Source organism: Kribbella sp. NPDC056345 (assembly GCF_042262745.1).
Lineage (GTDB): Bacteria > Actinomycetota > Actinomycetes > Propionibacteriales > Kribbellaceae > Kribbella.
The window spans coordinates 36214-48038 of record NZ_JBHJQQ010000018.1 but is presented as its reverse complement, the minus strand read 5'-3'; the positions used below and the strand labels follow the sequence as shown (position 1 = coordinate 48038).

Here is an 11825-nt window from a genome sequence, read left to right as displayed (position 1 = left end):
ACCGGCGGAGGGAGGCAGGGTTATCCCATGGCAACAACACCTGGAACACCTCGCCTGCTCCGCGCGATGAACGACCGGGCCGCCCTGGACCTGCTGCTCTCCCAAGGGCCGCTGTCCCGGACCACGCTCGGCCACCTGACCGGACTGTCCAAGCCGACCGCTTCCCAGCTGCTCGCCCGCCTGGAAGCAGCCAACCTGGTCCGCGCCAGCGGTACCACCGCCGGCCGGCCGGGACCGAACGCCCAGCTGTACGAGATCAACGGCAACGCGGCGTACGTCGCGGGTCTCGACGTCACCCCGACCCGGATCCGCTCGGCGATCGCCGACCTGACCGGCAAGGTGGTCGGCCGCTACGAACTGCCGACCCCGGGCCGCAGTGCCAAGGGCACGGTCGAGCGGGTGATCAAGGCGATCGAGGGTGCGGCCGGCGAGGCCGGTCTGAACCGGGCGAACCTGCACCGCGTCTCGATCGGTACGCCGGGTGGTTTCGACCCGACGACCGGCCGCCTGCGGTACGCGACCCACCTGCCCGGCTGGCACGCCCCGCACCTGCTCGAGGAGCTGGCCGCGGCGATCGCCGTACCGCTCGAGGTCGAGAACGACGTCAACCTGGCCGCGGTCGCCGAGCGTCAGATCGGCCACGCCAAGGAGAGCGAGAACTTCGTCCTGCTCTGGGGCGAGGAGGGCATCGGTGCGGCGATCGTGGTCAACGGCCGCCTGCACCGCGGTGCCACCGGCGGCGCCGGTGAGGTCGCCTTCCTGCCGCTGCCCGGTACGCCGCTCGTCCGCAATGTCGGCCGCAACAACGCCGGCGGCTTCCAGGAACTGGCCGGTGGCGAACCCGTCCTGGCCCTGGCCCGCGCGCACGGCCTCAAGGCCCGTACGCCGGAATCCGCGATCACGGCCGCCCTGGCAACCCCAGGAGCCGGTGACGCCGTCCTGTCCGAGTTCGCCCACCGACTCGCGGTCGGTCTGGCAGCCATCGTGGCTGTGGTCGACCCCGAACTGATCGTGCTCGCCGGTGGTGTCATCACCGCCGGCGGCGAACGCCTGCGCGGCCTGGTCCAGGACGAGCTGGCGGATCTCGCCGTACCAAGGCCGCGGTTGCTGATGACCGCGATCCCCCTCGATCCCGTGCTGTCGGGTGCCCTGCAGTCCGCCCTGAGCGCCACCCGCGACGAAATCTTCGACACCGCTAGTTCTCCACCCATTTCCTAGGAGTCAAACGGATGCAACGCCTGTCTACTGCCTTGATCGGCACCGCTGCGGTGGCACTTCTCGCCACTGCCTGCACTGGTACGTCGGAAGCCCCGAAGGCGAACGACGACGTCACCAAGGACGTGACCATCACGTTCTGGCACGGCTGGAGCGCACCCAGCGAAGCCGCTGCGATCACCGCGAACATCAAATCGTTCGAGGCGAAGCATCCGAACATCAAGGTCAAGGTCGTCGGCAACATCAACGACGACAAGATCAAGCAGGCGCTGCGGGCCGGCGGGCCCAACTCCCCCGACGTCGTCTCGTCGTTCACCACCGACAACGTCGGCACGTTCTGTACGTCGAACGTGTTCGCGGACCTGAAGCCGTTCCTGGACAAGTCCGGGATCGACATGGACAAGACGTTCCCGAAGGCGCTGCAGGACTACACGCAGTACCAGGGCAAGCGCTGTGCACTGCCGCTGCTGAACGACGCCTACGGCCTGTACTACAACAAGGACGCCTTCAAGGCGGCCGGGATCACCGCGCCGCCGAAAACGCTGTCCGAGTTCGACAAGATCGCCAAGCAGCTGACCAAGGAGAAGGGTGACACCTACTCCCAGCTCGGCTTCATGCCGAACTTCCACGGCTACGAGTCGACCACCTCGCACTTCGCCGCGCAGTGGAACCCGACGTACCTGACCCCCGACGGCAAGTCGAACCTGGCCGCCGACCCGGCGTTCGCGAGCATGCTGAAGTGGCAGAAGAACCTGGTCGACTCGCTCGGCGGCTACGCCAAGCTGGAGAAGTACCGCGCCACCTTCGGCGACGAGTGGGGTGCCAAGAACCCGTTCCACACCGGCCAGACGGTGATGTCGATCGACGGTGAGTGGCGGCTCGGGATGGCCAAGGAGGCCGGGGTCAAGTTCGACATCGGCGTCGCGCCGTTCCCGGTCCCCGACGACCAGGCCGACACCTACGGCAAGGGCTACCTGGCCGGCACGATCATCGGCATCGCGAGCCCCAGCACCAAGCAGAACGCCGCCTGGGAGCTGGTCAAGTACATGACCACCGACACCGAGGCCGTGGTGAACTTCTCCAACGGCATCCACAACGTGCCGTCGACGCTGGACGCGCTGAAGTCGCCGAACCTGAAGGTCGACGAGGGTTTCAAGACCTTCCTCGAGATCGCGCAGCACCCGAAGAGCAACACGACGCCGGCCAGCCCGAACGGCGGCGCCTACCAGCTCACCTTCCAGGACTTCGCCTTCCAGCACGAGGCCGGCAAGGTGCCGGACCTGGCCGCCGGTCTGAAGAAGACCGACGAGCAGATCGACAAGGATCTGGCCCAGGTCAAATGACGTCACCCGGATTGCGCCGCATGCATCGTCGGGAAGCGCTGCGGAACGTAGCCTTCCTGTCGCCCTGGCTGATCGGGGTCAGCGTCTTCTTCCTCTACCCGCTGATCTCGACCGTCTACTTCAGTTTCATGAAGTACGACGGGTTCACGGCCCCGACCTGGACCGGCCTGAAGAACTGGAGTTACGTCTTCACGGACTACCCGTTCTTCTGGCCCGCCCTGCGGAACACGCTCTGGCTCGTGATCGTGATGGTCTCGCTGCGGGTGCTGTTCGGGCTCGGGATCGGGATGCTGATCACGAAGGTGAAGACCGGTGCGGGATTCTTCCGCACCGCCTTCTACCTGCCCTACCTGGCGCCGCCGGTCGCGGCCACGATGGCGTTCGCGTTCCTGCTCAATCCGGGCACGGGTCCAGTGAACAACATCCTCGGCGCGATCGGGCTCCCGCAGCCCGGCTGGTTCAACGACCCGACGTGGTCGAAACCCGCGCTGACACTGCTGGCGCTGTGGGGTATCGGCGATCTGATGGTGATCTTCATGGCCTCGCTGCTCGACGTACCGCAGGAGCAGTACGAAGCGGCGTCGCTGGACGGCGCCGGGGCGTGGCAGCGGTTCTGGTTCGTCACGCTGCCGAACATCTCGCCGATCGTGCTGTTCGCGGTGGTCACCGGCGTCATCCAGACCATGCAGTACTACACCCAGCCCTTGGTGGCCGGGAAAGTCGCGAGCGGCGTGATCGGCGGCTCGGGACAGCAGTTCGAGCCCGGCTACCCGGAGAAGTCCACGCTGACGCTTCCACAGCTCGTCTACAACCTCGGCTTCCAGCGGTTCGACACCGGTGGCGCCTCGGTGGTCGCGCTCGTGCTGTTCGCGCTGGCCATGGTCTTCACCGCCATCCTGATGCGCCGCCGCAGCGGCTTCCTCTCCGACTGAAAGGGGTCCAGTTGTGACTGCCACTACCGTGACCTCTCCGGTCGCGATCAGCGCCGCCAACCGCGAGGCACGCCGTACCCGCTTCCTGCACTGGGTCGCCGTGCACTCGCTGGCCATCGCGGCCGCGCTGTTCTTCGTGCTCCCGTTCGTGTTCGTCGCGCTCACCGCGTTGATGAGCGACCAGCAGGCCCTCACCCGGGACCTGTGGCCGGACAGCTGGCATTGGGAGAACCTGAAGACGGTCTGGAACACCCCGGGCTTCCTGACCTGGTGGAAGAACACCTTGATGTACGCCGTGCTCGGTACGACGCTCACCCTGGTCTCGAGTATCCCGGTCGCCTACGCGCTGGCCCGCTTCAAGTTCCGCGGCCGCAACTTCGCCCTGATGCTCGTGATCGCCACGATGATGCTTCCGCCCCAGGTCGTCATCGTGCCGATGTACCTGTTCTGGGCCAAGGAACTGCACCTGTCCGGGACGCTGTGGCCGCTCATCATCCCGATGGCCTTCACCGACGCGTTCTCGATCTTCCTGCTCCGCCAGTTCCTGCTGACGATCCCGAAGGACTACGTCGACGCCGCCAAGGTGGACGGCTGCGGCGAGTTCAAGGCGCTGATCCGGATCGTGCTGCCGATGGCCCGTCCGGCCATCGCCGCGGTCGCGCTGTTCCAGTTCTTCTACTGCTGGAACGACTACTTCGGCCCACAGATCTACGCCAGTGAGAACCCGGCCGCCTGGACACTGAGCTACGGCCTGGAGTCCTTCAAGGGTGCCCACCACACCAACTGGAACCTCACCATGGCCGCCACTCTGCTCGTGATGGCCCCGGTGATCATCTTGTTCTTCTTCGCGCAGAAAGCCTTCATCGAAGGCGTCACACTCACAGGGGTCAAAGGTTGAAACTCACAGTCGTAGGCGGCGGATCCACCTACACTCCCGAACTCGTCGACGGTTTCGCCCGGCTGCGTGACACGCTGCCGGTGACCGAGCTGGTCCTGGTCGACCCGGCCAAGGACCGCCTGGAACTGGTCGGCGGGCTGGCCGAGCGCATCTTCGCCAAACAAGGCCACCCCGGTCGCGTCGTCACCACCACCGACATCGACGCCGGGATCGAGGGCGCGGACGCCGTACTGCTGCAGCTGCGCGTCGGCGGGCAGGCAGCTCGTCAGGAGGACGAGACCTGGCCGCTGGAGTGCGGTTGTGTCGGTCAGGAGACGACCGGCGCCGGCGGGCTCGCCAAGGCACTGCGGACGGTGCCGGTGGTGCTCGACATCGCCGAGCGAGTACGCCGTACCAACCCGAACGCGTGGATCATCGACTTCACCAACCCGGTCGGCATCGTGACCCGGGCGCTGCTGTCGCACGGTCACAAGGCAGTCGGGCTGTGCAACGTGGCGATCGGGTTCCAGCGCCGCTTCGCCAAGCTGCTCGGTGTCACACCGGGTGAGGTGCAGCTGGACCACGTCGGGCTGAACCACCTCACCTGGGAGCGCGCAGTCCGCGTCAACGGCGAGGACATGCTGCCGAAGCTGCTCGAGGGCCACGTGGCCGAGCTGGCCGCGGACCTGAAACTTCCGCCGGAGTTGCTGCTGCAGCTGGGTGTCGTACCGTCGTACTACCTGCGCTACTTCTACCAGCACGACGAGGTGGTGCAGGAGCTCCTGACCAAGCCGTCGCGCGCTGCGGAGGTGGCCGCGTTGGAAACCCAACTGCTGGAGATGTACGCCGACCCACAGCTCGACGAGAAGCCCGCACTGCTCGAGAAGCGCGGCGGTGCGTACTACTCCGAGGCTGCCGTGGACCTGGCGTCGTCACTGCTCAACGACACCGGTGACGTCCAGGTGGTGAACACGCTGAACGACGGCACGTTCCCGTTCCTCGCAGACGACGCAGTGATCGAGGTACCGGCCACCGTCGGCGCCGACGGCACCATGCCGGTCGCACTGGCACCACTGGAGCCCCTGTACGCCGGTCTGGTGGCGAACGTGACGGCGTACGAGGACCTGGCCCTGCAGGCGGCGATCAAGGGCGGCCGCGAGCGGGTCTTCGAGGCCCTGCTGGCACACCCGCTGGTCGGTCAGATCTCCTTGGCGGACCAGCTGACGGACAAGCTGCTCGCTCACAACAAGCAGCATCTGCCGTGGGCCCGATGAGCGCCGCATTGGTGCCGGGCGGCGTACTGGCCTTCGACGCCGGCAACAGCAAGACCGACGTCGCCCTGGTGTCGGCCGACGGCCGCGTGCTCGGGACAGCACGCGGCGGCGGTTTCGAGCCGCACGTCATCGGCGCCGACGCCGCCGTGGCCGGTCTGGAGCCGCTGGTGCGGGCTGCAGCCGCCGCAGCTGGCCTGCCCTTCGGCGAGCGCCCACTGGTCCAGCAGATCTCCGCCTGCCTGGCCAACGCCGACCTCCCGATCGAGGAGGAGCGGCTGAGCGCAGCGTTCGAGAGCTTCGGCTGGGCCGAGTCGGTCTACGTCACCAACGACACCTTCGCCCTGCTGCGCTCCGGTGTGGACGAGCCCCGCGGGGTAGCGGTCGTCTGCGGGGCCGGCATCAACTGCGCCGGTCTCCTCCCGGACGGCCGCACCGCCCGCTTCCCTGCGGTCGGCAGAATCTCCGGCGACTGGGGAGGCGGCGCACAACTGGCCGAAGAAGCCTTCGCTGCCGCCGCGCGCTCCGACGACGGCCGTGGTCCTTTCTCGGCGCTGGAGACAGCCCTCCCGGCGCACTACGGCGTCAAGTCCGTCCCTGCGCTCATCGAGGCACTCCATCTCGGCGACATCCCCTACAACCGCCGCCTCGAAGCAGGACCCATCCTCTTCCAGGCAGCAGCGGCCGGCGACGCCGTAGCCCGTGAGGTGGTCCAGCACCAGGCCGAAGAGATCGTCACCATGGCTGTCGTAGCCATGCGCCGCCTCGACATCCTGGACGAGCCGACCGATGTCATCCTCGGCGGGGGCGTTCTGACCGCCGGTCACCCGCTGCTGATGGAGACGGTCATCCGGCTGCTCAACGCTGCTGCCCCCAAGGCAGTCGCCCGGGTGATCGACGTACCGCCGGTGGTCGGCGCGGCCCTCCTGGGCCTCGACCACACCGATGCACCCGCAGACGCCCACCTCACCCTCCGATCCGCCTACGCGACTTCCCCTGCCGCGTAGACGACCGCAGGTGGTCAGGCCCGGACCCCCGTTGCCGGACCTGACCGCCTGTTGCCTTGCTCAGGCAGTGGCGCACACCGCGTAGGCGGTGATGGACCAGTTGTTCGCGGTGCCGTCCTGGTCTTCGAAGGCTTCGGCGCGCACGCTGGTGAGGTCGGCGCTGGGGACCACGTCGTCGAGGTAGACCTGGCCTCGGCCGCCGAGGAGTTCGTGGCCGGTGCCGACGACCTTCTTGCCGACGGGGCAGGTGGCGGTCACGGACTTGTTGGTGGCGGAGTCGGTGGGTGAGGTGGCCGAGACGCGCTGGAGGCCCGGGAGAGGCGCTCCGCAGCGGGCGCTGGCGACGATGGACCAGGTGTCGGCACGGCCGCCCTGGACCTCGTAGGCGCCGGCGGTGACGGTGGTCAGGTCGGCGCTCGGGATGGCGTCATCCAGCGCCAGGCGGCCGCCGCCGGTGCTGGCGCCCGCGCTGGTGGTGACGGTGCCAGCCGGGCAGCGGACTGCGACAGCCTTGTCGGTCGCCGAGTCGTGCGGCGAGAACGCGTTGACGGACGACCGGTCCGGGCCGGACGTGCAGATGGCGTACGACGTGAGGCTCCAGTCGGCCGTCGTACCGTCGGCGTCCTCGTCGGCCTGGGCGGAGCCCCACTCACGCTCGATCTGGGTGTAGGTGGACAGGCTGGTCTGGCCGCGGCCCCCGATCACCTCGCCGCCCGCCCCGAGGATGTTGCTGGTGAGCGGGCACTCCGCGCTACCGGCCCGGGTCGCGGTGGAGGCCGGAGCGCCCGTCTTCGTGACGAGCAGCAGATCCGGTACGGCGGCCTGGGCGGGGAGCGTGCAGACGAGGGCGGTGGCGAGCAGGGCGGCGGCTGAGACGGCAGCCAGCGTTCTGGGCAGAGTCATGCGGTCCAGGGTCGGTGAGGCGCCGGACGAGCACTACCTATTGCAAGCTGCTGGAAACTCTCCTTGAACAACGCTTGGGTAAGGGTGTAATCATGATTACATGAGTACAAAGACTGATACCGAACGGGTCCGCGGCTGGGTGACCGGCCGCCTGCCCGGCGAGTGGTTCGAAGGCGAGCCGGAGCTGACCATCGACCGGGACGAGATCCTGATCGTCGGCAAGCTGAAGGCTCCTGAGCAGGGCGACGACGTGAGCGCCGCCGAACGGTCCGCCGCCGAAGAGGGCCGGATCAAGCAGTTCCGCGAGGACACCCGGGAGCGCCGGATCGAGATCGCCCGCGAGCTCGAGCACGCCACTCGGCGCAAGGTCGCGTGGGGTGTCGACTGCGGCGCGACCCGCAAGGTCTTCACCTCGCTGTCCGCGCCCGTGATGACGCGGCTGCGGCAGCCCGAGCGGCAGGTGCTCGACACTCTCGTGGACGCCGGGGTGGCACGATCGCGCAGCGACGCGCTCGGCTGGTGCGTGAAGCTGGTGTCGCAGCACGCCGACACCTGGCTCGGCGACCTCCGCGAGGCCCTCACCAAGGTCGAGGATGTGCGCAGCGCCGGACCGGACAAGACCGAATAGATACGGCAACGGGCGGCAACCTCGCTGAGGTCGCCGCCCGCCTTACATCGTCGCCTACTGCCAGTTGCCGTTCTGCGGCGGCGTTCCGTTGGAGTAGCCGCCGTTCTGCGGCGCACCATGAGTGGCCGGATACTGCGGGTCGGCCGGCGGTGCCTGGTACGGCTGCTGCGGAGCGTTCATCCCGTTGTCCGACGGCATCGGCTTCTGGATGTTGTCGCGAGAGAACAGGTTGCTGAGCGCCTGGCCGGCCATCTCCCGGCCACCGAGACCGAACGCCAGGCCGAGTGCGAGCGACGCACCGGCGAGCACGATCAGCAGGGTGTTACCGGTCAGCTGGACGGCGATACCCAACTGCGTGAGCGCGGCGAAGGCGGCGTACACGAGGACCGCGTACTTGCCGAGCTTGGCCAGGGTTTCGTTGCCGGTGGCACCACGGATGATCGCGGCCAGGAAGTTCGCGAACAGCGCGGCCAGGCACAGGATCACGATCGCGGCGAAGATCCGCGGGATGTAGCCGAGCATCGTGCTCATGAACGCCGAGATCTCCGGCACGCCGAGCGCGGAGGCGAACATCGTGAAGCTGATCAGGAACACGAACCAGAACACGACCTTGCCCAGCACCGCCGAAGCGGTCAGCCCCGTGCCGGACCGCTGCAGCACACCGGAGACGCCGGCCCGCTCCATCCACCGGTCGAACCCGACCCGGCCGAGCAGCTTCCCGACCAGTTTGCCGAGCACTTTGGCTACGAAGTACCCGATCACCAGGATGACCAGGCCGCCGAGCAGGTTCGGAACGAACCCGAGCAGCTTGCTGAACGCGTCCTCGAACGGCCCGGTGAAGTCGATCGCTAACGGACTCATGGGATGCCCTTCCGATGTGCGGTGGTTTCTACTATCACCCGTTCCCCTGGTTGCCTAAGGCAAACAGTGATCACATCCGTGTAATTGTTGGATCACAACGAAAAGGTCTTTGCTTAAACTGGTCACATGACCGCCGACCTGATCATCCGCCGCGCCACCGCCGCCGACGTCCCCGCCATCGTCACCATGCTCGCCGACGACCAGCTCGGCACGAACCGCGAGTCCCTCGACGACCCGGCGCCGTACCTGAAGGCCTTCGCGGACATCGACGCCGACCCGAACCAGCTCCTGGTAGTTGCTGAACGCAACAACGAGGCCATCGGCACCCTGCAGCTCACCATCATCCCCGGCCTCTCCCGCCGAGGCTCCTGCCGAGGCCTCATCGAGGCCGTCCGCGTAGCCGCCCCCGCCCGCGGCACCGGCCTCGGTACGACCCTCATCCACTGGGCCATCGAAGAATCCCGCAACCGAGGCGCCACCCTGGTCCAGCTAACCTCGGACAAATCCCGAACCGAAGCCCACCGCTTCTACCTGAACCTAGGCTTCGAACAATCCCACGAAGGCTTCAAACTCAAACTCAACTGACCCGCTTCGGCGAAGCTTTGAAGGTGTTACAGGTGGCGGGGTCGCCGGCAGTGAAGGCTCGCGTGGTCCAGTAGGCGTGGCTCTTGTAGGAGCCGTGGTCGCGGATCTTCAGCGTGTTGTTCTCGTCGCCGACCCGGCGGACGATCGACTTCCACATCCGGAGCCGTTCGCCGGTGAGTCTGAAGCTGCTCCGGTTGGCCCCCAGGAAGGCCGCGCCCAGGCAGCTGGCCTGGAGTTCGAGGCGGCGTTCGTTCTCGAGCTGCGCGGCCTTCGGCTGCTTCCACCAGCCTGCGTCGTACGTCGCCAGGATCCCGGTCGACTGCTGGACGTGGTGGCCGTATTCGTGGGCGAGCAACTGCTGGAAGTCGACGAGGTTCCAGGCCGGTTCGGCGGGGTCGCTGAACTCGGGCCACTCGAAGCAGATCGTGCCGTTGTCGTAGAACGCATCCATGTTCTTCGGGGCATCGCCGCATTCGGGTGACGCGGCAGGCTTCTTCAGGTCATAGGCCTGCACGGTTTTCACCGGGAACAAGACCGCCTGCGAGCGATCCACCAACGGCTTCCACGCCTGGTCCATACATGCGACCATCACCCGCGCGTACGCCAAGAGCTCCGACTTCGTCTCGGGTGGCTTCGCCGGCAGCACGCAACGCACCGCCGGCACCTTCCCTGCGCCGTACAACTTGTTCGCCGCCGCAAGGCCCTCCAACGACAGATCGATCGAGGTCGACGGCGACGGCTTCACAACAGGCTTCGCCCGAGGTTTCAGCACCGGCGTAGGCGTCGCCGTACGGACGGGCTCGACCGCCACCGACGGCTCGTCCCGCGCCACCGCCACCCCGGCCACAGCAGCCACCGCAACAGCCAGTACGGCGAATCCTGCGGCCTTGAGCATCAGCTGACTCGTTTGGGAGATGCGGTGAAGGTGTTACAGGCCTTCGGATTCTGCGCGGTGAAACCGGACGAGGTCCAGAACCACTGGTTCGCGCCCGACCCGTAAAGACGGGTGACCTTCGGGTCGTTCGACGAGGACTTCTCGCCGCGTTCCCAGGTGTCGTACTTCGCCCCGGTCAGGCCGAGCGACTGCTTGTTCGCCCCGAGGAAGATTCCACCGAAGCAACTGTTCTGGAGCTGACGCATCCGCCGCGCCTGGAATTTCGACGCGTCTGTCTTGGCGAAGCCCTCCTCCGAGAACGAGGCGGTCAGCATCTCGGTGTTGTCCTGCACATGGAACCCGTAGACGGTGGCGACGGAGGTCATCATCCAGATCTGGGCTCCGGCCGGATCCTCGCGATAGTCCTTCAGATCCTCCTGCCAGTTGATGCTGATCGAGTGACCGGTGCTGTTGCAGTAGTACATCGAGTCGCTCGTCTCGGTACATCCGGCGCCGGCCTTCTTGCTCTGCAGGACCACCGTCGGAGCCTCGAACTTGTAGCCGGCCTTCTTGATCAGCGGTGCCCAGGTCTTGTCCAGGCAGGCAACCAGGGCCTGGTAGTACTCGAGAATCGCCGACTGGGAGTCCGGCTTGATCGACGTCTTGCAGTTCACCGACGGAACCTTGCCCACCGTGTAGAGCTCGTTCTTCTGCAGGCGGACGAGGTTCGGGACCGGCTTCTCGGTGACTGTGACGGTGGGGTCCGGGGGCGTTGGAATCGGGGCCGGGGTGGTGCGGACCTTGGGGCGTGACAGGGGGGAGTCGACCGAGCTGTCGTAGCTGCTGATTGCCTTGAAGCAGGCGACGCCGACCGAGGCGGTGACGACGAGGACGAGGGCCGAGAGGCCGGCGATGACGGCCTTCGAGTACTGCCGGGGCGGCAGGGGCGGCGGGCCGACCTGAGTGTACTGCGATCCGGCGCGCGACGACGGGCGGTTCCAGCCGACGCGGCGGTCGCCGCCGGTACGGCGGGTGCCGGCCAGCGGGGTGATCGGGGCGCCGGGGAGTGGTGCGGGCGGCGGTCCGCTGTAGACGGACTCGGCCGACGGGTCGACGGGGAGCGGGCGGGCCTTGCGGCGGAGGGACGATTCGCCCGGGTCGGACAGGGCTCGCGCCTTGCCCAGGGCGATCGGCTGGGACCGGTTCGCCGCGGCCGGCGTCGTACGGTCACTCTCGGTGAGGCTGTCGCTGGTGGGGAGGTAGTGTCCCGCGCCTGGCGGCGTGTTCGCACCGCCGTCGGGCTGTTCGTCAGGCATGACTGGTCCCCAT

At 67.3% G+C, this 11825-nt stretch carries 12 protein-coding genes; 8 read left to right on the top strand and 4 right to left on the bottom strand.

Annotation, left to right across the window (positions count from 1 at the left end; all coding sequences use genetic code 11):
* The first annotated feature begins 27 nt into the window (after positions 1-27).
* Genes ACFCV3_RS38135 through ACFCV3_RS38110 form a run of 6 tightly spaced genes read left to right on the top strand, consistent with a single transcriptional unit; the run spans position 28 to position 6645 of the window.
* Positions 28-1218 carry an ROK family transcriptional regulator gene (locus ACFCV3_RS38135; RefSeq protein ID WP_376039112.1) on the top strand — a complete coding sequence of 397 codons (1191 nt, stop codon included), beginning with the start codon at positions 28-30 and terminating at the stop codon, positions 1216-1218.
* Positions 1219-1229: 11 nt separating this feature from the next.
* Complete coding sequence (locus tag ACFCV3_RS38130) at positions 1230-2558, top strand: ABC transporter substrate-binding protein (RefSeq protein ID WP_376039109.1); 1329 nt, start codon at positions 1230-1232, stop codon at positions 2556-2558.
* A 20-nt stretch (positions 2559-2578) separates the two neighbouring features.
* Entirely contained in the window at positions 2579-3490 is a 912-nt protein-coding gene (locus ACFCV3_RS38125; RefSeq protein ID WP_376039107.1) for a carbohydrate ABC transporter permease, read from the top strand.
* Positions 3491-3503: 13 nt separating this feature from the next.
* On the top strand, positions 3504-4388 hold the full coding sequence (locus tag ACFCV3_RS38120; RefSeq protein WP_376039105.1) for a carbohydrate ABC transporter permease: 885 nt from the start codon (positions 3504-3506) through the stop codon (positions 4386-4388).
* A complete protein-coding gene (locus tag ACFCV3_RS38115) occupies positions 4385-5641 on the top strand; it encodes a 6-phospho-beta-glucosidase (RefSeq protein WP_376039102.1) in 1257 nt (418 codons plus the stop codon). Before ACFCV3_RS38120 ends, ACFCV3_RS38115 begins: the two co-directional genes overlap by 4 nt.
* Positions 5638-6645, top strand: coding sequence for an N-acetylglucosamine kinase (locus ACFCV3_RS38110; RefSeq protein ID WP_376039100.1), 1008 nt, complete (start codon positions 5638-5640; stop codon positions 6643-6645). Before ACFCV3_RS38115 ends, ACFCV3_RS38110 begins: the two co-directional genes overlap by 4 nt.
* 60 nt (positions 6646-6705) lie before the next feature.
* Here ACFCV3_RS38110 and ACFCV3_RS38105 read toward each other — a convergent pair whose 3' ends face one another.
* Positions 6706-7548, bottom strand: a complete 843-nt coding sequence (locus ACFCV3_RS38105) for a hypothetical protein (protein ID WP_376039098.1) — start codon at positions 7546-7548, stop codon at positions 6706-6708.
* A 100-nt stretch (positions 7549-7648) separates the two neighbouring features.
* Here ACFCV3_RS38105 and ACFCV3_RS38100 point away from each other — a divergent pair, with 100 nt between their 5' ends.
* Positions 7649-8176: a hypothetical protein gene (locus tag ACFCV3_RS38100; protein ID WP_376039095.1), complete on the top strand. Its 528-nt coding sequence runs from the start codon at positions 7649-7651 to the stop codon at positions 8174-8176.
* A 54-nt stretch (positions 8177-8230) separates the two neighbouring features.
* Here ACFCV3_RS38100 and ACFCV3_RS38095 read toward each other — a convergent pair whose 3' ends face one another.
* Positions 8231-9037, bottom strand: coding sequence for a hypothetical protein (locus tag ACFCV3_RS38095; protein ID WP_376039093.1), 807 nt, complete (start codon positions 9035-9037; stop codon positions 8231-8233).
* Between the two features lie 126 nt (positions 9038-9163).
* Here ACFCV3_RS38095 and ACFCV3_RS38090 point away from each other — a divergent pair, with 126 nt between their 5' ends.
* Entirely contained in the window at positions 9164-9622 is a 459-nt protein-coding gene (locus ACFCV3_RS38090; RefSeq protein ID WP_376039091.1) for a GNAT family N-acetyltransferase, read from the top strand.
* On the opposite strand, the gene ACFCV3_RS38085 is transcribed toward ACFCV3_RS38090, so the two are convergent.
* Together ACFCV3_RS38085 and ACFCV3_RS38080 are read right to left on the bottom strand one after the other, a co-directional pair.
* A complete protein-coding gene (locus ACFCV3_RS38085; protein WP_376039090.1) occupies positions 9615-10517 on the bottom strand; it encodes a neutral zinc metallopeptidase in 903 nt (300 codons plus the stop codon). The two genes, ACFCV3_RS38090 and ACFCV3_RS38085, sit on opposite strands and share 8 nt — an antisense overlap.
* Positions 10517-11812 carry a neutral zinc metallopeptidase gene (locus ACFCV3_RS38080; RefSeq protein WP_376039087.1) on the bottom strand — a complete coding sequence of 432 codons (1296 nt, stop codon included), beginning with the start codon at positions 11810-11812 and terminating at the stop codon, positions 10517-10519. The genes ACFCV3_RS38085 and ACFCV3_RS38080 overlap by 1 nt, the downstream gene beginning before the upstream one ends.
* Between the last annotated feature and the right edge of the window lie 13 nt (positions 11813-11825).